Source organism: Mucilaginibacter sp. SMC90, assembly GCF_022811725.1.
In the GTDB taxonomy this organism is placed as follows: domain Bacteria; phylum Bacteroidota; class Bacteroidia; order Sphingobacteriales; family Sphingobacteriaceae; genus Mucilaginibacter.
Genome location: NZ_CP094527.1, coordinates 251,709 through 275,322, shown reverse-complemented (window position 1 = coordinate 275,322; position 23,614 = coordinate 251,709). Strand labels below are relative to the sequence as shown.

General features: G+C 42.4%; 17 protein-coding genes. 6 read left to right on the top strand and 11 right to left on the bottom strand.

Annotated elements, in window-relative coordinates; translation table 11 throughout:
• Nucleotides 1–18: 18 nt before the first annotated feature.
• A complete protein-coding gene (locus MTO98_RS01195; protein WP_243484797.1) occupies nucleotides 19–1,383 on the bottom strand; it encodes a TolC family protein in 1,365 nt (454 codons plus the stop codon).
• Nucleotides 1,367–2,014: a TetR/AcrR family transcriptional regulator gene (locus MTO98_RS01190; protein ID WP_243484795.1), complete on the bottom strand. Its 648-nt coding sequence runs from the start codon at nucleotides 2,012–2,014 to the stop codon at nucleotides 1,367–1,369. Before MTO98_RS01190 ends, MTO98_RS01195 begins: the two co-directional genes overlap by 17 nt.
• Nucleotides 2,015–2,277: 263 nt before the next feature.
• On the opposite strand from MTO98_RS01190, the gene MTO98_RS01185 reads away from it, so the two are divergent.
• Nucleotides 2,278–4,731: a PIG-L family deacetylase gene (locus MTO98_RS01185; protein WP_243484793.1), complete on the top strand. Its 2,454-nt coding sequence runs from the start codon at nucleotides 2,278–2,280 to the stop codon at nucleotides 4,729–4,731.
• Between the two features lie 790 nt (nucleotides 4,732–5,521).
• Nucleotides 5,522–8,416: a DEAD/DEAH box helicase gene (locus MTO98_RS01180; protein ID WP_243484791.1), complete on the top strand. Its 2,895-nt coding sequence runs from the start codon at nucleotides 5,522–5,524 to the stop codon at nucleotides 8,414–8,416.
• A gap of 201 nt (nucleotides 8,417–8,617) precedes the next feature.
• Here MTO98_RS01180 and MTO98_RS01175 read toward each other — a convergent pair whose 3' ends face one another.
• The 6 genes from MTO98_RS01175 to MTO98_RS01150 form a co-directional block, all read right to left on the bottom strand.
• Nucleotides 8,618–9,874, bottom strand: a complete 1,257-nt coding sequence (locus tag MTO98_RS01175; RefSeq protein ID WP_243484789.1) for a pyridoxal phosphate-dependent aminotransferase — start codon at nucleotides 9,872–9,874, stop codon at nucleotides 8,618–8,620.
• Nucleotides 9,875–10,150: 276 nt separating this feature from the next.
• Nucleotides 10,151–10,885: an acyl-CoA desaturase gene (locus MTO98_RS01170; protein ID WP_091209904.1), complete on the bottom strand. Its 735-nt coding sequence runs from the start codon at nucleotides 10,883–10,885 to the stop codon at nucleotides 10,151–10,153.
• 157 nt (nucleotides 10,886–11,042) lie between these two features.
• Complete coding sequence (locus MTO98_RS01165) at nucleotides 11,043–12,056, bottom strand: LLM class flavin-dependent oxidoreductase (protein WP_243484787.1); 1,014 nt, start codon at nucleotides 12,054–12,056, stop codon at nucleotides 11,043–11,045.
• Between the two features lie 153 nt (nucleotides 12,057–12,209).
• Nucleotides 12,210–12,716 (bottom strand): nuclear transport factor 2 family protein, encoded by a 507-nt coding sequence (locus tag MTO98_RS01160; RefSeq protein WP_243484785.1) that lies wholly within the window; start codon nucleotides 12,714–12,716, stop codon nucleotides 12,210–12,212.
• Nucleotides 12,717–12,820: 104 nt separating this feature from the next.
• Complete coding sequence (locus MTO98_RS01155) at nucleotides 12,821–13,411, bottom strand: hypothetical protein (RefSeq protein ID WP_243484783.1); 591 nt, start codon at nucleotides 13,409–13,411, stop codon at nucleotides 12,821–12,823.
• Between the two features lie 2 nt (nucleotides 13,412–13,413).
• On the bottom strand, nucleotides 13,414–14,721 hold the full coding sequence (locus MTO98_RS01150) for an amidohydrolase (protein WP_243484780.1): 1,308 nt from the start codon (nucleotides 14,719–14,721) through the stop codon (nucleotides 13,414–13,416).
• Nucleotides 14,722–14,840: 119 nt separating this feature from the next.
• Between MTO98_RS01150 and MTO98_RS01145 the strand changes: the two genes are divergently transcribed.
• Complete coding sequence (locus MTO98_RS01145) at nucleotides 14,841–15,248, top strand: DoxX family protein (protein ID WP_243484777.1); 408 nt, start codon at nucleotides 14,841–14,843, stop codon at nucleotides 15,246–15,248.
• A gap of 69 nt (nucleotides 15,249–15,317) precedes the next feature.
• On the opposite strand, the gene MTO98_RS01140 is transcribed toward MTO98_RS01145, so the two are convergent.
• Genes MTO98_RS01140 through MTO98_RS01130 form a run of 3 tightly spaced genes read right to left on the bottom strand, consistent with a single transcriptional unit; the run spans nucleotide 15,318 to nucleotide 21,047 of the window.
• Nucleotides 15,318–16,229, bottom strand: a complete 912-nt coding sequence (locus MTO98_RS01140) for a BT_3987 domain-containing protein (protein WP_243484775.1) — start codon at nucleotides 16,227–16,229, stop codon at nucleotides 15,318–15,320.
• 38 nt (nucleotides 16,230–16,267) lie between these two features.
• Nucleotides 16,268–17,857, bottom strand: coding sequence for a SusD/RagB family nutrient-binding outer membrane lipoprotein (locus tag MTO98_RS01135; RefSeq protein ID WP_243484772.1), 1,590 nt, complete (start codon nucleotides 17,855–17,857; stop codon nucleotides 16,268–16,270).
• Nucleotides 17,858–17,888: 31 nt separating this feature from the next.
• Entirely contained in the window at nucleotides 17,889–21,047 is a 3,159-nt protein-coding gene (locus MTO98_RS01130; protein ID WP_243484770.1) for a SusC/RagA family TonB-linked outer membrane protein, read from the bottom strand.
• Nucleotides 21,048–21,230: 183 nt separating this feature from the next.
• On the opposite strand from MTO98_RS01130, the gene MTO98_RS01125 reads away from it, so the two are divergent.
• The 3 genes from MTO98_RS01125 to MTO98_RS01115 are packed head-to-tail and all read left to right on the top strand — an operon-like array spanning nucleotide 21,231 to nucleotide 23,421.
• Nucleotides 21,231–21,563: a PadR family transcriptional regulator gene (locus MTO98_RS01125; RefSeq protein WP_091209926.1), complete on the top strand. Its 333-nt coding sequence runs from the start codon at nucleotides 21,231–21,233 to the stop codon at nucleotides 21,561–21,563.
• 24 nt (nucleotides 21,564–21,587) lie between these two features.
• The gene (locus MTO98_RS01120; RefSeq protein ID WP_243484768.1) at nucleotides 21,588–23,273 is read left to right on the top strand and encodes a PspC domain-containing protein; all 1,686 of its coding nucleotides are present in this window, start codon (nucleotides 21,588–21,590) and stop codon (nucleotides 23,271–23,273) included.
• A gap of 10 nt (nucleotides 23,274–23,283) precedes the next feature.
• On the top strand, nucleotides 23,284–23,421 hold the full coding sequence (locus MTO98_RS01115; RefSeq protein ID WP_243484766.1) for a hypothetical protein: 138 nt from the start codon (nucleotides 23,284–23,286) through the stop codon (nucleotides 23,419–23,421).
• Nucleotides 23,422–23,614 lie beyond the last annotated feature (193 nt).

Sequence of the window (23,614 nt, the reverse complement as noted above, 5' to 3'; positions counted from 1 at the left end):
TTAAAAGGTTTGGTATTGTTATTTGTTGATTTTTCCTGTTGATTTTTGTAACGTGTAGTAAGCCAGACCAGCATCGGCTTTAGCCAATTCTAAATTGATCTGTGCCTGGTAAAGCAAGGTTTCCGCATCGGCCCTGTCTGTAGCTGATGCTATATTGCTTTTGTATTTTGATTCGAGGATCTTGTTGTTTTCACCTGCCTGATCAATTGAAGTTTGCAAAAGTTTGATCTTTTCAAGCGCCATGGTATAGTTCTGGTAGCTTTGGTTAACCTCATCTTTCACACGGTCGGTAGTGATACTTTTGTTGATATCAACCTGCTGGCTTTGAATCTGGGCTTCTTTTACTTTGTTTTTGTTTGTCCACAATGAGCTGAAGTTCCATGACAGTGTTAAACCAGCCGAAAGTGGGGTAATAAAGTTACCACTTTTAGGTATCGGGTTAGCGCTAACGTCAACGTAGTAACCTGCAACCGAAGCGCCTAAGGTTGGCAACTCATTAGCTTTTATGCTTTTGATATTAGTTTCGGCAACACGGCTGCGTAGTGCGAATTGCTTAAACTCAGGGCGTGCAGTCATTGCTGTATCAAGGTAAGCGGTTAGCGGCGCTACCTGCCTGTCGGCTTCAACAATCTGGTCGATGTTTAACTGTGTACCTTCAGGTAAACCTAACAATACGTTAAGGTTGTAGTTGATGATCCGACGATTAGTTTCCAGATCGATACCGTTAACCTCAATATTTGAGCGTTGCAACTGGAAACGCAATACATCATTTTTAGTAACCAAACCTTGTTCAAAAAAGCGTTGTGCCTGTTTAATCTGAGCATCAACAGTGGTAAGGTTTTGAGTTACTACCTTTTTGCTTTGCAGCACCTTGTACAGGTTATAATACGAGCTGATAATGTCGTAAACGATCTGGTCTTTATCGTTCTCCACATCCAAACGGGCAACCTGTGTAAGCAGGTCGGTTGACTGGCGGGCATATTTCAATTTACCGCCGGCAAATATGGTTTGGTTTAAAGTAAGGATCCCTAAGTAAGCGTCAGCACGTGCAGGCAGGTTAAAGCTTTCAGAACCTAATGCAAGCCTGTTGGCCGGAATCTCTGCATGGTTATAACCATAACTTACTTTACCGGTAGGCAGGGCTTCGTCTTTAGCCTGGTTGTACTCAGAAACAGCCTGCTCAACCTTTGAATTTGAAAGTTTAAGGGTTTTGCTGTTTTCAAGGCCAAGCTTAATAGCTTCGTCAAGTGTGATTGTCCTGTCTTGCGCGCTGGCTGCAAAAGGCAGGCTTAAAACTATGAGGGCGATACTGCCGCGTAAAACCGGCCGCAACACCTGTTTTAATAGTTTAAGGTGATTGGTTTTGTTATTTTGAGTTGTCATGTTCATTAACTAAATAAGCTTTTAAAAGTCTTTTCATGTATTTTTTAACACGTGGTTTCAGTTCAGTTTCCATAAACTTTTCATCACGAATATCATGTCCCAGTATTAATGATGATATCTGCGGCATGTTAACTATATAATTTTTTGTACCAAAAAGGGTAGCTATTACCAAAGGCACATCAGAATCTTGCTGAAACTGGCCACTTGTTACACCATCTTCAATAATCTTCTTCACTTCAAACGCGTTGACCATCAGTATTTCGATTATCTTATCGGTCAGATCGCCCCGTTTGTTCATGGATACTTCCCGGTTAATAAGCTTTTGAAAACAGTTATTGGCTATAATACGCTCAACATAATTATCAATGCATTTATCCAGTTTATCCCAGGCAGATATGCTGTCATCATTGCCGATATTTTGCAGCAGGGTGCGAAATGAATCGATCTTGCGTTTAAAAACAGCCAGGAAAAGCCCTTCTTTTGATCCAAAATAGTAATTGAGCATAGCCATGTTTACACCGGCTTCGCCCGATATGGTACGGGTGGAGGCACCGTCATAGCCCAGGTCCGCAAACACCTTTTCGGCTACGTCTAGGATATGGTCCTTTTTATCTATTTTATCTTTTTCCATTGTTTTAACGGCACAAAATTAATCAAACGATTGATTAAGCGTATCGAATTGAAGCAGAAAAAGTTAATCGGTTGATTAAGATTACCATCGAATGACAGATTTGTTTGACAAGGCTTAAGAAAATTGCAAAAATTAAAACTGTTTGTTGAAACATTTAATGCTAATGCTCAAAAATCTTAACAGATTGATGCCCACCGTAATCGTTTTGTTATAATGTTGATACAGGAAATACAGGATATTTATCTTTCAATATATTTGTTGCTATGAAGCGCATCCACCTCCTTGTAATACTACTGCTTACAGCTGCATTTTCAAAAGCCCAAACCAACCCGCCTACTGATCTTGGCACTATTCAGCAAAACTTAAGAAAGCTTGATGTGCTGGGCAGCGTGCTATACGTGGCAGCCCACCCTGATGATGAAAATACCCGCCTGCTTGCTTACCTGGCACAAGAAAAACATTATCGCACGGGCTACCTGTCGCTTACCCGCGGCGATGGCGGGCAAAACCTGATAGGCAACGAACAAAGCGAGTTACTTGGTTTGATCCGTACGCAGGAGCTACTGGCCGCCCGCCGCATTGATGGTGCCGAACAATTCTTTACCCGTGCCAATGATTTCGGCTTTTCAAAAGGGCCCGAAGAAACATTGAAAATTTGGGATAAAGAAAAAGTTCTTGGCGATGTAGTTTGGGTGATCCGCAAGTTCAGGCCTGATGTGATCATTTGCCGCTTTCCTACAACCGGCGAAGGTGGTCACGGTCACCATACCTCATCGGCTATACTGGCGCAGGAAGCGTTCACCGCTGCGGCAGATCCAAGCCGTTATCCGGAGCAATTGCAATATGTAAAACCGTGGCAGGCTAAACGCCTTATGTGGAATACTTTTAGCTTTGGCAGTATCAATACTACCGCGGCCGATCAGTTTAAAATTAATGTTGGGGTTTACAATACCATCCTGGGTAAAGGCTATGGCGAAATAGCCGCCGAAAGCCGTAGCAACCACAAAACACAGGGCTTTGGCTCGGCTAAACAACGTGGTGAATCATATGAGTTTTTTAAAACCATTTTGGGCGATGCTCCTCAAAATGATTTGATGGATGGCGTTAATACCACCTGGAAACGGGTTAAAGACGGAGATGCAATAGCGGCGTTAACAAGTGTAATCAACCGGAATTTCATCAACGAAGCCCCCGAAAAATCAGTACCTGCATTAGTGCAATTGCTGATGAAAGTAGAAAAAGTACCGGACACCTACTGGCGCGAACAGAAAACCAAAGAGCTAAATAACCTGATTGCGGCATGCTCGGGGCTTTGGTTTGAGGCTTATTCAACAGAAGCTACCTATGCATTGGGCGATAAAATGAGCTTACGCGCACAGGTAATTAACAGGTTTAATTATCGTGTTAAAATAAACAGTATTGATGCTAACGATAACGCATTAGCGCTGCAAAGCAAAGAATTGCCTTTTAACCAACTGCAAACATTTGAAACTACCGCAACGGCTTCCAAACTAACACAACCGTACTGGCTGGCGGCACCGCATCCTATTGGCGTGTATACCCTGCCCGATAATACGCTTGCAGGTAATCCCGAAAACCCCGATCTGCCTAAAGTTACTTTCCAGTTTATTGTTGAAGGTAAGCCTATTAATATCGACCGGCGGATTATGTACAAGTATGTTGATCCGGTTAGGGGCGAGGTTTATCAGCCTATTGAAATAACACCACCGGTAACGGCAAACATCGATAACCAGGATTACATTTTCAGCACACAGCAGGCACAAACTGTGTTGATAAACCTGAAAAGCTTTACCAAAGCAAGCGGCACTATCAATCTTAAACCGGTAGCCGGTTGGAAAATAAGCCCCGAAAAAATAGATTTTACCGATAAGGATAAAAACGACGAGTGGTCGGTAGCTTTTACTGTTACACCAACCGATACAAAGCCGAAAGTATCTGAACTGGAGGCGGTAGTTAACGCTAATGGAAAGCCATTTTCACTCAGCCTTCGCCGTATCCGGTATGATCACGTACCTGCTATTACGCTATTCCCTCCGGCACAAACAAAACTTGTTTATCTCGACCTGAAAAACAACGGTAAAAGAATTGGCTACATTGCCGGTGCTGGCGATCAGATGCCCGAAGCTTTGCGCCAGGTAGGCTATGAGGTACACATGCTAAGCGAAAATGAGGTTATGAACGGCGATCTTTCAGGCTATGATGCCATTGTAACCGGCGTGCGTGCCTACAACGTGAACGACCGCCTTGCCTACCAGCAACCCAAATTAATGGCGTATGTTAAAAATGGTGGAAACCTTGTAGTTCAGTACAATAACAACAATGGCATTGTGGTAAAACAAATAGGCCCGTATCCGTTTACGGTAGTAAACAGGAGGGTTACCGATGAAAATGCCGAAGTAACTGTTTTAGATCCTCAAAACCCTGTACTAAACTATCCTAACAAAATAACCAATGATGATTTCAGCGGCTGGATCCAGGAGCGCGGGCTATATTTTGTAACCAATATCGACCCACAATACAAACCCATTTTTCAGATGCATGACAAAGGTGAAGAGCCTCTTAACGGATCATTAATTGTAGGCGATTATGGTAAAGGCAGGTTTGTATATACGTCGCTGGCATTTTTCAGGGAGCTGCCTGCCGGTGTACCGGGAGCCTACAGGTTGTTTATTAACCTGCTAAGCAAGCCGAAGTAAACGGATACGTTTAAAAACGAATAAACAGATCGTCATTGCGAGGTACGAAGCAATCCCCAAGAAGCAGAGCGGCTATGCAAATCCTCTCTGTAAAGTCGGGGGATTGCTTCGTACCTCGCAATGACGGTTTATCTTAATGTTCGCTCAGGGTCTCTCGTAGAGGACCCTGAGGTTCACCGCGTTCCGAACGCCGACCAAGTATATCCAGAACAGCGAATCGGCATGGCGTATACCTCAGGGTACTCTACGAGTTTAAGTTTACCCGCAAATTCACCAACCTAAATTTCAACACGAGGCACCTACGGAGCCAGGAAATATGCCCCTTTAGAGCTATAAACACGAGGCCTCTCTGAGGCCGGTTATATTTATAACATAATGAATATTTGCTGACGTGCCAAGCGGCCTCAGAGAGGCCTCGTGTTTATAGACAAAACTTAAAGAGATATTGGACTCCAGCGGAGTCTCGTGATCGTAAAAGTGCTTTCCAACAACTGTTTAGCGCACATTTAGATTTTGTGGATAAACTTAAATCTACGAGAGACCCCGACGGGACGTTAAAGCGACTCTACTAATTGGGGATCGCCTTGTAGTGCAATAACGTTTATTTCTTTCCCTTCTTCCGTTTACAACCCATAACCACCCGGCAAAAAACACTTAATGTTATCAAAATCATGTCAATTTCAACGGGTTAACATTTTTTTAATATAAAACTCTTTCAATTACAGTAAATTCTATTTACGTTTGAATTTTTTCTTGATGTAGCTTCAAATAATTTTTTACCCTGAAGCACATGTTACGCGTCGACAGTTCCAAACCATGCCAAATTATTTATGCCATTGCCAAGCATGACTACCTGTCGTATGTTATTGAGCCTCATATTGTTCAGCTTAATCCCAATGGCGAATTTTCTTTAACCCACCAGCGTTTATTTTCCAATACGGCCAAAGAATTTTGCGATTTTTTAGACGATACCGATATCAGGCTGATCAAATTGCTGGAGGAAATGGAGCAGGGAAACGTGATCAAAAGGTATTATAAAAAACCTATCCGCCCGTTCGAGTTCTTCTCAAAGATCTTCAACGAGCAGATGTTTGACATGATCCGCCCCAAACTGGAAAAACGTATAGCCGAAGCGCTATCATTACTTTGCAGCAAGCAGGTTTACCAAATGAGCAAGGAAGGGTACCCTGGCGAACGTAAGCTTCAGCTGGCTACCGAAGCGGCATCTGTATTATTCCATTTCAGGCGCAATGAGGAAGAGATCAGGTATTTTCCTACTATCAAATACCAGGGCATGCGCATTGAGTTCATGTTTAAAAATGCCGAGATCATTTGCAACCACCCGGCCTGGATGCTGCTTGACGATACCCTGTATTATTTTGACAAGGAAATTGAGGGCAAAAAGCTGCAGCCATTCCTGAACAAGCGTTTCATTGCTATTCCAAAATCATCCGAGCAATCATACTTTGAAAAGTTTGTTGCCCCGCTTATCGAAAAGCATAACGTTTATGCCGAAGGCTTTACCATCAATACCGAAAAGTATGATGCACGCCCGGTGCTTAAGCCTATTTATATTGAAGGGGGCACTTCGCAGCTGCAACTTTCCTTTAAGTATGCCGGCTATGTATTTCCTTATGGCGATGGCAGGCACATTTCTGTGAGGATGGAAAAAAACGGCGATGATTACCTTTTTCACCGTATTAAACGTTCAATAACCTGGGAAAAGGGAAAAATGCACCAACTGGAACAAATGGGGCTTAAGGTAGCATCATCACTGTTCCAAAACCTTGAAGTTGCCGGTCGGGATGATGATGCCGATCACTCATTCTCTGTTTTTGAATGGCTTAACCAGCACCACGACCAGCTCATTGAGCAAGGCTTTGAATTGGAGCAGCCCGAAGGACAAAAACGCTACGTTTTTGGCAGCAGCAAAATTGAGCTGGTAGTAACCGAAAATAACGATTGGTTTGATATTAACGCCATGGTAAGCTTTGGGCCTTACCGCATCCCTTTTATTCAGCTTAAAAATCATATTCTCAATCATAAAAAGGAGTTTACCCTGCCATCGGGCGAAATCGCGGTAATTCCCGAGCAGTGGTTTTCGCAATACGGCAACCTGTTGCATTTTACCGAAGGCAGCAATGAACTAAAACTGCGCCGTCATCATATTGGCCTGGTTACTGACCTGGCCGAAGGAGAAATGGCCAGCGTTACCATGACCCGAAAGCTGCAAAAGCTTACTAATTTTGATGAGCTGGAGGATGCCCCGATGCCTGTTAATTTTGAGGGTAATTTAAGGCCGTACCAAAAAGCAGGTTACAACTGGTTTCATTTTTTAAAGCAATATCATTTTGGCGGCTGCCTTGCTGATGATATGGGCCTGGGTAAAACCATCCAAACACTGTCTTTATTACAAAAGCACAAAGAGGATACAGAGAGCGCCGGTGGCAAGGCCACATCGCTGGTGATCATGCCTACTTCGCTGATATATAACTGGCTTAATGAGGCCCGCAAATTTGCGCCGCAATTAAGGTTGATGGTACACACAGGCACCATGCGCTATCGCAGCGCCGATGTATTTGCCAATTATGATGTGGTGATAACCACTTATGGCATCAGCCGCATTGATATTGAAATGTTTAAAGGCTTCTTTTTTGATTACGTGATCCTTGATGAAAGCCAGAACATTAAAAACCCGTCGTCAAAATCATACCAGGCAGTTAAACAGCTCAAATCGCGCTTTAAACTGATATTGAGCGGTACACCTGTAGAAAACTCGGTTAACGACCTTTGGACCCAGATGTCGTTCATTAACCCGGGCTTACTGGGTGCGCAGCAGTTTTTCCAAAACGAGTTTGTAACACCCATAGAAAAGAAAAAGGATGAGGATAAAGCCCGCAAGCTGCAGGCCCTGATCAAGCCTTTTGTGCTGCGCCGCACCAAAGAGCAGGTGGCAACAGAGCTTCCGCCTAAAACAGAAAACCTTTTCTATTCGCAGATGACCGAAGAACAATCATCTGTTTATGAAGAGATAAAATCTGAATACCGCAATGAGCTGCTGAAAAGCCTGGAGGATGGCACTTTTGCCAAAACACAAATCCAGGTATTACAAGGGCTCATCAAACTACGTCAAATTGCCAACCACCCTATTATGATAGATAAGGACTACGAGGGCGATAGCGGCAAGTTTGAGGATGTGGTTCATACGTTGAATAACGTGCTTGATGGTGGTCATAAAGTGCTGATATTTTCGCAGTTTGTAAAGCAGTTGAGTATTTACCGCGATCATTTTGACAGGGTAGGCATTCCGTATGTTTATCTTGACGGCAGCACTCAAAACCGCGGCGACGTGGTTAAACAATTTCAGGAAGATGAGAAAACCCGTGTATTCCTGATCTCGATAAAAGCGGGCGGTGTAGGCCTTAACCTTACCGAAGCCGACTATGTATTCATCCTTGACCCATGGTGGAACCCCGCTGTTGAACAACAGGCTATTGACCGTACACACCGTATCGGCCAAACCAAAAATGTATTCATCTATAAATTCATCACCAAAGATTCGGTTGAAGAAAAGATCCTGGCCCTGCAGCAACGTAAGCTGAGCCTGTCAAGAGCTTTGATCACTACAGAAGAAAGTTTTATTAAATCGCTTACAGCGGAAGATATTAAGGAAATATTGGGGTAGAGGAGCGAAGCTCTTAATAAATAAAGAAGCTATAAATAAAATCGTCATTGCGAGGCACGAAGCAATCCCCAAGCAGTAGAGCGGCTATGCAAATCCCCCTGTAAAGTTGGGGATTGCTTCGTACCTCGCAATGACGCGATGTAAAAAAAGGGCTTATTGATAAAACCAATAAGCCCTTTTTTATAACATTTAATTTAATTACTATTTCAGTTTACTCAACGCCGCTTTCACCCTCGGTATCAAAGCCTGAATTTCATTAAGCGGGGTTGCACCTACTGATGCACGGAACCAGTTCACCTCATCGCCGGTACCAAAGGCCGAGAAAGGTACAAAAGCAGCTCCTGCTTCTTTGATTAAATAAAAGTTGATATCTGCCGAATCTTTCAGCACTTTGCCATCCGGTGTGGTTTTGCCGCTGTAATCTATTTTCAGAGTAAGGTAAATGGCACCCATCGGCTCAATCGAATCTACATTTAAGCCGCTGGCTTTCATCTCCTGGAAACCCTCGTGCAAAGCGGTTAAGCTTGCCTGGATCTTTTCTTTTAAATCATCAAGGTACGTGTTTACATCTGTTTCACTGGTCAAAAATTTGGCCATAGCCATTTGCTCCGGCTTCGGCGACCATGCGCCCATGTGGCCTACAATAGCTTTCATATTTTCGATAACCAACTCCGGACCAAAACCCCAGCCTACGCGTACACCTGTGGCTGCAAAACACTTCGAACCTCCATCAACAAAAATGGTGTAATCCTTTAATTCTGGGCGAAGCGTTACCGGATCATAATGCTTATGCTCGCCAAAAGTTAATTGCGAGTAGATCTGATCGTATAATAAATACAGTGGCTTTTCGCCTGAGGTACGGCTCTTGTTTTCGGCAATTACAAGGTCGCATATCTCTTCCAGATCTTTTTTGCTGAACATAGTACCTGTAGGGTTCAAAGGCGAACACAAGGCCAGTAAAGCAGCTCCTTTTAAATGCGGACGAATGTCATCTGCCGTAGGCATGAAATTGTTTTCGGGTGCGGTTGGAATGATCACCGCATCGGCATTCAGCAAATCGCTGTAATGGTTATTATTCCATGATGGTGCAGGGAAAACCACTTTTTCGCCGGGGTTAACTACCGCTAAAAATATTGAATAGATCAATGGTCGCGAACCACCCGAAATCAGGATCTGGTTAGGTGCATAATCAAGACCTAAGCTTCTTTTCAAGAACCCGCTTACACTCTGGCGCAGATCAAGCATACCATCGGCAGCAGGGTAGTTGGTTTGATTATGATTATATGCATCAATGATCTTATCCTTTAAAGGAGTGGGGATAGGGTAAATATTAGAGTCAAAATCGCCGATAGTAAGGTTGGCAATATTCTGGCCTTGTCTTTTTAATTCATTGATCTCTCCGGCTATCTTGATGATTTCCGAACCATGTAAATTTTGAGCTAATAACGAAACACTCATGGGTTTATGTATTTATGAGCGGCAAAGATACGGGAAAAGGTTAAAGGAGGAAAGGTCAAAGGCGAAAGGTTGGGAAGAAGGCGAAAAAGAAGGTAAAAGGATAAAGGCAAAAGGTGAAAGGTTATTTGAGGTATACAAAAAGCTGAATGGTCAAAAACATAAATGAAAACCTTTTTCCTTTCGCCTTTATCCTTTCACCTAAAATAAAAAAGGTCAAAAGCAAAAAAGAAAACCTTTTGCCTTTGACCTTTCGCCTTTAACCTAATCGCTACGCGATTAAAGATATGCTTTACGCAGTTTAATTATCCGCATCCAGTGCATGAGTTTCATTATGGGGTAAACAGGGTCTATTTCAAACCATTTAGCACCAAAATTAGCTTTGTTAGGATGCTTGTGGTGATTGTTCTGAAATAATTCGCCCAGCATCAGGAAATCAAACGGGGTGGTGTTTTTTGATTTATCACCATTATCAAAATTTTGATAACCGTATTTGTGGCCGCACCAGTTAACAATAGCGCCATGAATCGGGCCCATTAAAAAATGGATCGGGATCAGCAGGTACATCCACGGCTGAGTAGCAAATTCAACGTAAAACAAAATATATAAGATACCGAATGATATACGGGAAACTATTGATGACCCTATAAAATCAACAAAGCGCCATTCAGGAATATTGCCCTTAAAACGTTCTTCAGGTTCTTTCAATTTTTTCACATGCAGCCTGTAGCTCTTAGCAGTGTATATCATCATCTGGAAAACATCCTTAAAAAAGTGAGGAGAGTGCGGGTCTTTTTCGGTATCGCTGTAAGCATGATGTTCACGGTGCATAATAGCGTATGCCCTTGGGTTCAAAAATGATGATCCCTGGCAAATGTAAGTAAGCAGGTAAAATGTTCCTTCGTAAAATTTATTGGTAGTGAACATTTTGTGTGATGCATACCTGTGCAGAAAGAACGTTTGAAAGAACAGCGACAGAAACCAGTGCGCTATGAAGAATATGATAATAACCATTGAATTGTAGAAAATAGACTTATTTATAATCTTTCCAAAGATACAACTTAAAGCCTTATAAAGTTTTTAATTATATGAATAATGATAGCGTCGCAAACAAAAAATGCCGCTCCTGGTATAGAAACGGCATTTACATAAAAAAGTTATTTTACCGGGATTATATTAATTCAAACTGTTCGGCCAATAACCGGTACGATTCCAGCCTGTCTTCAAAGTTTTCGGTAATTGTAACGGCCATAATTTCATCTACTTTATAATCATCGGCAAGCCATGTTAACTTCAGCTTCAGCTCAGTCGGCGAGCCGGTAATCACACGGTAACGGTTATAGCGAATGCGTTCCTGCTCGGCTGGTGTATACTCCACGTCTTTTACATCATCATAACTTAACGGCACTATTGGTCCGCCCTTTTCAAACTGTAAAAAGCGATGATCCATCACGGCCTGGTGTTGCCTTACCTTTTCGGCATCCTCGGAGCAAAAAATAAACACCGCTACATTGGCCTCAGGCTTGTGCAGGTCATCTGATGGCTGGAAGCGCTCCTTATACATCTTAACACTTTCGGGGCCGCCATTGGGGTTAATGAAATGCGCAAAGGAAAAGCCCATGCCAAAATGCGCCGCAAATAAGCCGCTTTGCCCGCTTGAGCTTAGCAGCCACATATTGGGTACGGTTTTAACCTGCGGGATAGCCCTGATGCGGGCCTGTATGGTCCCCGGCTCATAAGTATCATGGAAATAATTCTGCAGATCGGCCAACTGCTCTACAAAATCCTGCTCCCTGAACTGGTTTGAAGGGTTAAGGGCAGCTGCAGTGATCCTGTCGGTACCCGGCGCACGGCCCATCCCCAGGTCAATCCGGCCGGGGAAAAGTGCCTCAAGCATCCTAAAGTTTTCTGCAACCTTAAGTGTGCTGTGGTTTGGCATCATGATGCCGCCCGAGCCCATACGCATGTTTTTGGTTTCGCCGGCAAGGTGGGCCAGCAATACTTCAGGTGTTGAACCTGCTATGATACCCATGTTGTGATGTTCCGAAATCCAAAAGCGGGTATAACCCAGGGTATCGGTATATTTTGCCAGTTGTATGGTTTCTTGTATGGCCTGCTCGGCAGTAGCGCCTTTTCTTATCGGCGACTGGTCGAGCACGCTCAGTTTGATCTTGTTTGTGCTCATATGTATTGTGAACACAAAAATAAGCATAGGGTTGCAGGCGGGCTTACACCCCAGCTTTTATGGCATTGGGATTACTATTATAAAAGCTAAAAGCAGAACGCTAAAAGCGGAAAGCTAAGAGAATAGCCCTAAAGGCGCGGCATTTGTGCGCGTTTACAAACCATTGCGCGGCACCCAGGCCTGGCTTTTAATAAGCCATTTACCGCTCACTATCCTTAGCACAAATGAAAAAGCGCCCTGTTCTTCAAAATGCTCACCATTTACAAGACCGGTATATTCAACAGGAGCAATCAGGTAAACTATTTCGTCGGTTTGCTGAAAAGTTTTAATGCGCTGCAGGTCGACCTTAAAATCGCTGATCTTAAAATCCTTGACTGCTTTTTGTACCGAGTTGATCCATTGTACGCCAGCCAGCTGGCCATTCCATGAAAAAGGAGGCTGTTCATCGGCTACTACAGCGTTCGGTGCATAAAGATCCGTTACCGCCTCAATGTTAAAAGTACCCGAAGCCTTTATTACGGTTTCTACAACCTGGCGCACCTCGGGTCTCAACTTAGCTACGGTATCTGCCGGCGCAACCTTTTTTACCGAAGCCGCCATAACAGGTAAACTGCTCATAAACATGCACAGGCATAAAAGGGGATATAAATGTTTTTTCATGATCTTAACAATTTAGCGCTTCATGCTATTAAGGCCGTTCAATATACGAATAAGCCTGTGTAAAAATACTTTTTGATATTTATTGTTTTCAGCAGTAATTAAAATCAATCGGGGATAAAGTACTCTATTTTGAGCAGCTTTTCTCCATCGCGGCTAAACCAAAACATCCATTTATCTTCCATTGATGATTTAGCAACGTCAAGGCTAACAACCAGGTATTTGTCCACATCGGTACCCGAAAGCTCATTGTCTGCAGCTTTTGGAAAAACAGCTTTAAAATCGGCCAGTGTAGTACGATGGCTAAGCCTGATCTTATCGCTTGTAAAATATAACGCAGTATCCTCCCTGAAGTCTATCTGCGTAAAAGCAAGGCTGTCATTAACCACCTCAAACTGCAAGCCTTTGTAGTAAACATATTTAAATTTCTCTCCATTGAAATAAGATACCGATATATTGTCATAGTCGGGGGTCACAACGCTATCAGGCTTTCCCAGGTTTTGTGATGTGGCTTTAAAGCTTGATAACATGGTAATGCTCCCGTTTAGTTTTACTTTGTGCCAGTCCAGGTATTCAGAGCTCCGCACGGTGTCGGCGCTTGATGATGCAATACTATCTGTCTTTTTACTTTCGGCTTGCTTGGCATTTTGTTTACATCCTAAACCCAACAGTACAATTATTCCTAACAGGTATTTCATTATTATTTTGTTTTGTTGTTCATGTAGTCAATTGCAAGGTTGCATAAAGCTTTCACGCCTAAATTAAACCCACTTTCGTCAATATAAAAATCGGGCGTATGATGAGATGGGGCTTTCAACGGGTCACCTCCCTTAGGCATGCCGCCCAAAAATATGAACAAACCCGGTACTTTTTCCTGGTAAAAACTGAAATCTTCGGCTCCTGTTACAGGTGGGCGCAACAGTACATTAGCGGCACCGGCCGTTTGCTGCAGGCTGGGTAACATATTTTGGGTAAGCTGAGGATTATTATAAGTTACGGGATAGTGGTGGCTATAGGGGATTTTAACGGTAGCAGTAGCCCCCTGTGCCTCGGCAGTTTTGGTAGCAATTTCTGTTACGCGGTCAATCAGCAGCTTTTCATCAGCCGGGGTAAAGGAGCGGAGGGTGCCCAGCATTTCAACCGATTCCGGAATGATGTTTGACCTATTGCCTCCTTTTATGGCACCAATGGTAACTACTGCCGGGTTTTCGGTTACATTGATATTGCGGCTAACTATGGTTTGCAGGTTGTTGATGATCTGCGCAGATGTTACTATAGGGTCAACACTTGCCCATGGATAGGCCCCATGGGCCGACCGTCCTTTTACAATGATCTGCATGTCGTTAACCCCAGCCATCGTGCCCCCCGGCCGGTAAGTAATTTTGCCTGCTTCCGTTTGCGAATTGATATGCAAACCGAATATCACATCAACTTTCGGGTTATCCAAAACGCCCTCTTTTACCATCTGTTCTGCTCCGCCTTTTTGCCCGGGTTCAACACCTTCTTCGGCGGGTTGAAAAATAAACTTTACGGTTCCGTGCAAGTCTGCCTTCATTGCCGAAAGCACCTGTGCAACCCCCATCAATATAGCCATATGCGAATCGTGCCCGCAGGCATGCATTACGCCAACCTCCTGCCCGTTATAGGTAGTTTTCACTTTGGATGCAAAAGGTACAGGTGTACGCTCAATAACCGGCAGGCCATCCATATCAGCCCGCAGTGCCACAACCGGCCCCGGATGGCCTCCTTTTAAAACCCCCACCACACCTGTAGTAGCAACGCCGGTTATTACCTCCAAACCTAACGATTGCAGATGTTTAGCAATAATAGCAGAGGTGCGGACCTCGTTATTTCCGAGTTCGGGGTGTTCATGAAAATCGCGACGCCAGGTTATCACCTGCTCCTGCAAGGCATCAGCTTTGGTATTTACCTGTAACCGTAAAGATTTATTTTGTGCGATAGCTTGCAGCGAAAACACACATAGGGATAAAATAAGGCTTGCTTTCATACCGGTTGTTTAGGGACAGTAATATAAGCACAATACTTTGAATACAAATGACCGGCGGTTTTGCCCTCTGTCAACATTTTTACTACCTTAAGCAGCTTACACAATAAAAAATTTATAAAATGGCGTTTTTAGGCAATTTAGGTAATTACAAAAATTTCGGGCTGCTGATCATTCGCATCGGTCTTGGTATTATGTTCATTTATCATGGTTACCCTAAATTAATGGGAGGTATAAAAAGCTGGGAACACCTTGGCGGGTCAATGAAATATGTGGGGATCCATTTCTGGCCAGTTTTATGGGGACTGCTGGCTGCGGTTACTGAATGTTTTGGCGGCTTCCTGCTTATTATTGGTTTGGCATTCAGGCCGGTTTGCATCCTGTTGCTGATAAACCTTTTGGTGGCCGCTTTAATGCACCTGGGCACTGGTGGCGGGTTTGGAGATGCTGCCCATGCTATTGAAGATGCTGTTATGTTTGCCGGCTTAATATTTATTGGCCCGGGAAAATACAGCGTAGATAAAAAATAAAATTCATTGAAAAAAAAGCCGGCTTTCAAATGAAAGCCGGCTTTTTTATACCTGTTATAATTTGGCTAATTAGTTAGCCGGTTTAATAACTTCGTCAATAACCCTATCGCCGCTTGCACCTACATATTTATAGTGTAGGGTAAAGGTTTTTGTAGTAGGATTATAAGTACTTGCACCATTAGTTGGATTATTCTGAATAGTAGTATTTGCAGATGTCGGATCGGCAGTAACTGTAACTGAATTATCAGCATTTACAGTTAACCTCATGTAAAACTTGCTGCTTCCTAAATCCGCCGCATCAGCTTTAACTGTGTTAGCATCTATAGTTTTAAGTGCTTTTTTCAGGTTAGTCCATGATCTTCCTGCCGTTGGCGGAGGGAAAGCAATTGAACCAGAACCTAAATAATTACCATCGTATTTGTTTTTTATCGTAATTAAAACAATCACCGAACCATAATTACCACTGATTTCTGCACCCGGGGCGCTCGCGATCTTAATTGGTAACGCGTATGACTTAGTTGCATCAAGTGCAAGTGTATTAACAAAATTGATTGGTAAATAAGCTACCTGTGTACCTGAAGCAATGTTCACTTTTAAATCAGAAATAGTATAGTTCTGTGCAGGTAACACTTCTAAATCAGTTCCTTCAATATCATTATAGTCATCTAATATTTTAGGATCGATAGCCATGGTAGCAGTGATGCCCGGGCTTGGTTTGCTATAAGCGTAATTTACCGGTATTTGATAAGGGATAGCACTTGTACTTGCAACAAAAGCAAAGCTAAACGTGTTAGCAGCACCATCGCCTGAGTTATCTGGTGATGGCACACCTGTATCTGTAGTAAGCGGAACAGAAATTTCAACAACCGGCTTCAATTTTGAAAAATCCAGCTGAGGGTTTTTATCTTTCAAGCAAGATGAAAGGCCCATCACAATAGCAAGTGCCGGGATAAACCTCTTATTTATATATTTGATTTTCATTTGTTTAATTTTAATGGTTATCTACTATAAACCGGCAATTATCTTGCGCCTTTATCCCAGAATATCCTTGAAGTTTGAGGGTTAATGGTACCTTCTTTTGCTACGTTAGCCGCGTTAAAGTTGTACTCGTTTTGAGGGTACATTAAACGCAACGGAATTGTACGTGAACCACGGCTTGGTGATAATGACAATGGAAGTACAGGTTGATTTCCACCTTTTAATATTGCATCGGCACCATCAAGCCTTCTGTAGTCAACCCATGCCTCAAAGTTATTTATACCAGCTAACGCTATATATTTTTGAAAAGCAATTTGCGATATTTTGCTGCTTGCACCGCTAAAATTAGCTTTAGGATCGTTAGCAAGGTAATCGGCAGCTTCGCTATCAGGAGCACCTAACCATTTAAAAGATGCCTTAACTGCAACATCATAGGCGGATTCCGCAGTAACACCAGTTAACCAACCTCTTTGAATTGCTTCAGCTTTTAAGAATAAACTTTCTACCGAAGTAAAGAACCACTGCGGTTGTGAAGGGCTTATAGCCAAACCTGGGCCAGATACGTCTGATGAGTTTACTGCTTTAGGAGCGGTGCCCGGCAAAAGTTCACCGTAGTTATAACCATAATAAACATTACCATTTAAAGGGGTTGCTGCTTCGGCAAATACATACAAGAAACGGGTATCATAGCTTGATGACGAGCTCCAGGCGTATACATCTTCTAACAAATAATTGTTAGCCCTGTAATACTGGTTAGCAGCACTACCGGTGTAAAGGTTTTTAAATGTATCCCAGAAAGGGTTTTGTCTGCCATCTTCCTGAACATAAGGAGGGTTTACATAAGCTGATTCGTCAGTTGCTGAACCATTTTTGTCCACACCTCCATCGCCTAAGAATCCAGCGCCATCAGCAGTGATTTTAGCAACTTCGGCTGAAGCGTTAGTTAAAACTTCTGATTCGTGGATCAACAACCTCAAACGTTGGCTGTTTGCTAATTTTCTCCACAAGGTTGGATCACCATGAAAGGTAATATCGGCCTGCGTTAAACCTGGGTTTGCATCGGCACTTGAAGCTTTGATTAATTTCGCAGCATCATCCAATTGCAATAACAGATCTTTATAAATGTCAGCACCTTTGTCATAAGCAGGAGTTATATTACCTACAATATCAAATGCTTTTGAATAAGGAACGTTATTATACTCATCAACCAGGTACATATAACCGATTGATTTGATGATCTTAGCTATACCAACATAAAATGTTTGTTTGCTGGCAGTAGCTTTTTTCTCCATAGTATTGGCATCCGCTAAAATATCGAACCAGCCAGTATTTGGAGCACCTGAACTCCACTCATCAGCTTCAAAAGTAGTAGTAATGTTGTATGACTCCTCTTCGGTACTTGGACCGTATGAACCTGAACGTGCCCAATATCCCATCCAGTCGCCTTCGGGATTGTATGAAGTTGATACTTTAGCTGCAACGCGGTGCAATAATTGAGGAAGCAAAGCTGCCGGGGTTATTGCCGCGTCAGTAGGAGAGTTAGGGTTGGTATTTATATCAAAAAAACTCTTTTTGCAGCTCGACGATACAATGAGCGTCGCGGCAAAAAATACGCCTATTAGTTTTTTCATGATTATATCTTTAAAATCTATATCAAATTAATTAAAATTTAACCACTATGTTACCGCCGATAGTACGGGTAGCAGGGTTAATTTGTGAATCGGCTACACCAGAAACGTTTGATGTGTTAACGCCAAAGTTGCTGCCCGATGGTGCTGAAGAGAACGTAAAGTCAGGATCGCCGTAGATATTGGTTTTAGGCACCCATAAGAAAAGGTTCCTGGCAGTAACACCAATTGTTAAACCTTTAATTACGTTTTGTTTACCCAAAAGACTTTGCGGCAGATCATAACTTAATGAAATCTCACGTAACCTCCATGAATCGGCTGAGGTAATGAAGTTTGAAGCAACGTCACGGTATACACCTGTATAGAAGTCAGATACGTTTGATAAAGTTACGTTAGTATTGGCAATATATTTACCTGGGTTAGCAGGATCAGCAATTGACGAATTTGGAAGTACGTAACGTTCGCGGTGGTTTGTAGCTGTTGCAGCACCAACACCTGTCCATGCCATAGCGTTGCCAATATCGTTATAAACGTAATGACCACCTTTGTATTCAAATGTTGCAGAAAGGGTTAAGCTTTTCCACCTGAAAGATGGGCTTAAACCTACTGTCCATAAAGGCATGGTACGACCAAATTGTTTAACGTTAGGATCGGCAGTTGGATAACCTGTGTTAGCATCAACAATTACACGGCCCTGATCATCACGCAGGTAATCAGTAGCTTTGAAAACGAATGCTGGCGCACCAACAACTGCATAGTTAGATGCAAAGTTGGTAAAACCACCGATAGCTAACTGATCTAATCCCTGGTAAACACTGTTCACCCTGCTATCGTTGTAAGTAGCGTTAGCTTTAAAGTTGATAGCAACATCTTTAATTTTCACTAACGGGTTCAAGCCCAAATCTAACTCCACACCTTTATTGATAAAAGATGCAGCATTTATTTGATAGCTGGTGTAACCAGTTGAGTTAGATACTTGAATAGGGATGATCTGATTGGTGTTATTCTGGTGGAAATAGGTAGCCTCAAGAGTGATCCTATCTTTCAGGAAACCAGATTCAAAACCAAACTCAAAACTTTTTACAAACTCAGGTTTGATGTTCGGATCATAAGTTTTGTCATTTGCGGTATAACCTGCAACCGGGCCGTAAGGAAATCCATTGGTTTGAGAGAAAGTAGCAGCAAGTGTATATGCGCTAATTCCGCTGATGTTACCAGATTTGTTGGCAGCACCACGTAATTTCAAATACGAAAGTGTGTTGCTGTTTTTCAAAGCAGGGATGGCTTCAGAAAGAACAACAGATGCACTTACACCAGGATAAAAGAATGAATTATTTGCAGAAGAAAGCAATGAAGTTTGGTCATTACGTCCTGTTACCTCAACGCTGGCCCAGCCTTTGTAACTTAAGCCTGCGCTACCATAAACAGAGAATAACCTGTCGCGGGTAAAGTCTGATGAACCTGTTAGGTTACCTGTTCTTTGAGAGATATCAAATAAGTTCGGGATTACCAAGCTGGTAGTACCAACCTGTGTATCGCGGTTATCTCTTTGTCTTAAATCAGTACCAACAATTGCGGTTACTTTAAAATCCTGAGCAAATGTTTTGTTGAAAGATGCAAAGAACTGAGAAAATAATTGCTGATATTTATATGAACGCTCAGTTAATGTTTGAGGAACTGAGGTAAAGCCCCGGTCAATACCCATTTGATTTGGAGTAACACCTTCTGAAGTATGCCTTTCGGTAACAGTGTTTGATGTTAAGTTTGCCCTGTAAGTAAAATTCAACCAGTCGGTTGCTTTCAGGTTTAACTCCAAACTGGCTATCATATCTTCCCTTTTACCTAACAGGCGCCAGTTATCCAATGCAAAATAAGGGTTAATACCGTAGTTGGTGAAGTAACCATTATAACCTGCATATGGATCGGTATTGATGTTTTTATATCTTGTAAGAGGAACATCCGCAGGGATGTTGAAAAGTAAGTTCATTAAGCCACCGTTCAAACCAACGTTATTGTTGGCATTGTAAGTGCTCATCGCGTCGTCATCAAACACGTTATAGTTATACTGCTTGTAGTTTACACCTGCTGTAACTTTTAACCTGCCGTAATCTTGCGTAGTGTTTAAATAAATACCTGTTCTGCGGTTTTTATCGTTAGGTACGATGCCTTTAATATTTGCATCCTGAATACCTAAGTAAGTAGCACCAGTCCTGATCGAAACGTCATTGATAACAGTTGAACCTGTATTAAAGAAATTTTTCTTTTCGTTAGGTAAAGCGCTGTATTTAATGGTTTGAGTAGGCGTACCATCATCAAAAGGAACACCAATTTCTTTAGTTGAACCATCAAACGCAGGGCCCCATGACCAGTTTTCGTAAGGAACGTAACCGCCGTAATCACCGCTACCAAACTCATTTTGCATTGCCGGGAATTTTGACACGCTTGTAAACTGAGTTGAGTTACTTAGTGTTACTTCTGGTTTACCGTTAACGTTACCTTTTTTAGTAGTAATTACGATAACACCGTTAACCGCATCCGGACCATAAATAGCAGCACTTGATGAACCTTTCAAGATAGAGTAAGTATCAATATCATTAGGGTTTAACGAAGATATATAGCTGATAGGCACCTGAACACCATCTAATAATAACAGCGGGCTGTTATTACCAAGCAATGAACGGATACCACGCAGGTTGATCTTAACGTCTTCAAATACACCGCTATTGATAGTAGTGATATTTAAACCAGATACTTTGCCTTGCAGGCCGTTAATTACGTTAACCGGTTTTGCCAGGTTAACATCTTTAGAAGTTAAAGAAGTTGCGGCATAACCCAACTCGCCTTTTTGCCTTTTGATACCAAGGGCAGCGGTTACAACAACTTCACTTAGTTGCTTTGCTGAAGTTGACAGCACAACGTCAATCTTGTCAGAAGCACCAAGGGTAACATCTCTGGTTTCGTAACCAATAAAAGAGAATGAAAGTGTGGCATTAGCCGGAACGCTGAGGGAATATTTACCATTCACTCCTGTTTGGGTACCGGAAGTTGTACCCTTGATTTTTACGGTTGCGCCGGGGATTGGTTGTCCGTCGTCTTTTGCCGTAACCGTACCGGTGATTGTACGATTTTGCGCGAAAACTTGTGTGATAGACAACACAAGCAAGCACAAACTTACGAGTAGAAGTTTTTTCATTTCGTTAATAATAAGATCAGTTAATAGTTAATTAATCATAAAAGTAATGTTACGTTATCAAAAAGTCAAGTAATTTCTTCGAAAACGTGAATTTTTTTTCAAAAAACGAAGTTTTAGCTTAAATAATAATAATTATAGTACTATGTATTGCATAATACAATCCAAAACATATATCTTTGTATTATGATCGTCGAAAACACCCAAACCCAAATGAGAAAAGGCATACTGGAGTATTGCATTCTCTCCATAATAGCGAAGGGCGAAACATATGCATCAGACATAATTGCTGAACTTAAGAAAGCCCAACTGCTTGTAGTTGAGGGTACTCTGTATCCTCTTTTAACCCGCTTAAAAAATAACGGACTGCTCACTTATAACTGGGTTGAGTCAATTTCCGGCCCGCCCCGAAAGTATTACGTGCTCTCGGATGAAGGTCGCGCAGTGCTCGAACAGCTCGACAAAACCTGGCAGGAACTGGTATTTGCTGTTCAAACAGCTATCGGAGAAAGAAAATAGAAAAACCTACAAATTCACTATATCATGAACAAAACAATTATCATAAATATAAACGGCATGGTTTTTCATATTGAAGAAGATGCCTACGAGGTGCTGAAGAATTATATGACGGACGTAAAGCGTCATTTTTCTACTTCGGCCGATAGCCTGGAGATCACAACCGACATTGAAAACCGCATTGCCGAAATGTTTAATGAGATCCTGGCCCGCGATTCTAAACAAGTTATTGTTGAGGCAGACGTTAAGGAAGTTACCGGGCAAATGGGCAGCGTGCAGGATTTTGAAACTGCCGAATCTGATGGTAAAACCACAGGCGGCAATCCGTTTGAATATAATACCGAACGCCGCAGGCTTTTCCGCGACCCGGATGATCACCTGATCAGCGGTGTGTGCGCCGGTATTGCCAACTATTTTGATATTAACCCGGCCTGGGTACGGCTTGCCTTTGCCATTATGGTTCCGTTTGCTGCAATGGGCCTTATTATATACATTATATTATGGATGGTTGTGCCAAAAGCCATTACCCGCGCCGACCGCATGGCCATGAAGGGTGAAAAGCAGGACCTGAAAGGCTTTAAAAAGAATTTTGAGGAGGAGTTAAATACCGTACGCGAAAATCTTCAAAACTTTAAGCACGAAGCCAAACCTTTTATTTACCAGGTTCGCGACCTCATTGGCGATATTGTTGAACACCTGGCTGCATTTTTAAAAGGGACCGGCAGCCTGCTTGGTAAATTATTGGCTGCGGCTATTTTGTTGACCTGTCTTGGCATGACCATAGCGCTCATTGTTTCACTTATCGCATTATTTGCGGCTGGAAATATGGGCATTTATACCCTGTTCCCTTTCAATATAGCTAACCACCAGGCCAATGGTATATTTTTGGTAAGCGGCTTTTTAGTACTGTCAGTACCTTTATTAGCTATCATATTATCAACCATTGGCTTTTTGTTTAAAAAAGCATCGTTTAGCCGCTCAATCGGAACCGTTTTATTATGTATCTGGTTAGCTTCATTAGGCGCGGTGTCTTACTATGGTGTAAAAACTGCTGCCGGCTTCCGCGAGGGCGGTAAGTTTACGCAAACCATTAAGCTTAAGCCAACAGTTAATAACACTTATTATATGCAGTTAAACGATACTAAGTACTTAAGCAACGAGGATAGTACCCGCCTTAAAATAAATGATCGCTTTAAAGGCATGATCATTTTAGATGATGATTTTAACGGCGATGATATGCCAAACCGCAACGTTACCATCGATATTGAAAAAAGCGACGTGCCGCAACCTGTATTGATTGAAACCTTCAGCGCCCGCGGCACTAATCTTGAAGAGGCTTTGATCAATGCGCGCACCGCTTCATACCGTTTTGAGCAAAAAGACTCGGTGTTGAATTTTGATCGCCACCTGGAAATGCCAAAAGGCTTTTTATGGCGCGGACAGGAGCTGCACCTTACCTTAAAAGTACCACTTAACGCTAAAATTATCATCGACCAAAAACTTGACCGCAACGTTAATTTTAACATATATGAGTGTAAAAGCGATGGCGACGGTATCACTACAGCCACTTATATCATGACGGCGAACGGACTGGAGTGCAAGGTAGACCCGGTAAAGGCGGCTAAATTAAAAGCCGATAGTTTGAAAGCCCTTAAACAGGAACAGGATACCCTGCAGGCAAACCCTGATACTGCCCAGGTACAGGCGCAATAACAACTTCCTGATGAAAACACTTTTTAAATATATAAGCCTGCTGATTTTTAGCGGGCTTATTATTATTTTTTGTCCGCCGGTACAAGCAGAATATAACACGCCGCACACCGCTGGGTCAGCAGTTCAAAATCAAACACGGCTTGTTTAAGTGAGATACCAATTACCTTCCGGATTATTAAGGATATGGCAAAAAAATGAATGCCGGCATTAAAAAGTGAAAATAATCTGTAACCAACACCCCTGTTTTTGCATCTTACTATAAAAAGCAACACAATTACCATTTCCGGGTAATCCGGCAACATAAATTTAATGAAAATTAAAAATGGCCTAAAAAGCTGGTG

What these genes read in the sequence shown, in the direction of transcription:
- MTO98_RS01140 (WP_243484775.1), bottom strand. Translation starts at nt 16,229, where the DNA reads ATGAAAATCAAATATATAAATAAGAGGTTTATCCCGGCACTTGCTATT.
- MTO98_RS01165 (WP_243484787.1), bottom strand. Translation starts at nt 12,056, where the DNA reads ATGAGCACAAACAAGATCAAACTGAGCGTGCTCGACCAGTCGCCGATA.
- MTO98_RS01160 (WP_243484785.1), bottom strand. Translation starts at nt 12,716, where the DNA reads ATGAAAAAACATTTATATCCCCTTTTATGCCTGTGCATGTTTATGAGC.
- MTO98_RS01170 (WP_091209904.1), bottom strand. Translation starts at nt 10,885, where the DNA reads ATGGTTATTATCATATTCTTCATAGCGCACTGGTTTCTGTCGCTGTTC.
- MTO98_RS01190 (WP_243484795.1), bottom strand. Translation starts at nt 2,014, where the DNA reads ATGGAAAAAGATAAAATAGATAAAAAGGACCATATCCTAGACGTAGCC.
- MTO98_RS01155 (WP_243484783.1), bottom strand. Translation starts at nt 13,411, where the DNA reads ATGAAATACCTGTTAGGAATAATTGTACTGTTGGGTTTAGGATGTAAA.
- MTO98_RS01130 (WP_243484770.1), bottom strand. Translation starts at nt 21,047, where the DNA reads ATGAAAAAACTTCTACTCGTAAGTTTGTGCTTGCTTGTGTTGTCTATC.
- MTO98_RS01120 (WP_243484768.1), top strand. Translation starts at nt 21,588, where the DNA reads ATGAACAAAACAATTATCATAAATATAAACGGCATGGTTTTTCATATT.
- MTO98_RS01135 (WP_243484772.1), bottom strand. Translation starts at nt 17,857, where the DNA reads ATGAAAAAACTAATAGGCGTATTTTTTGCCGCGACGCTCATTGTATCG.
- MTO98_RS01185 (WP_243484793.1), top strand. Translation starts at nt 2,278, where the DNA reads ATGAAGCGCATCCACCTCCTTGTAATACTACTGCTTACAGCTGCATTT.
- MTO98_RS01125 (WP_091209926.1), top strand. Translation starts at nt 21,231, where the DNA reads ATGATCGTCGAAAACACCCAAACCCAAATGAGAAAAGGCATACTGGAG.
- MTO98_RS01145 (WP_243484777.1), top strand. Translation starts at nt 14,841, where the DNA reads ATGGCGTTTTTAGGCAATTTAGGTAATTACAAAAATTTCGGGCTGCTG.
- MTO98_RS01180 (WP_243484791.1), top strand. Translation starts at nt 5,522, where the DNA reads ATGTTACGCGTCGACAGTTCCAAACCATGCCAAATTATTTATGCCATT.
- MTO98_RS01175 (WP_243484789.1), bottom strand. Translation starts at nt 9,874, where the DNA reads ATGAGTGTTTCGTTATTAGCTCAAAATTTACATGGTTCGGAAATCATC.
- MTO98_RS01150 (WP_243484780.1), bottom strand. Translation starts at nt 14,721, where the DNA reads ATGAAAGCAAGCCTTATTTTATCCCTATGTGTGTTTTCGCTGCAAGCT.
- MTO98_RS01195 (WP_243484797.1), bottom strand. Translation starts at nt 1,383, where the DNA reads ATGACAACTCAAAATAACAAAACCAATCACCTTAAACTATTAAAACAG.
- MTO98_RS01115 (WP_243484766.1), top strand. Translation starts at nt 23,284, where the DNA reads ATGAAAACACTTTTTAAATATATAAGCCTGCTGATTTTTAGCGGGCTT.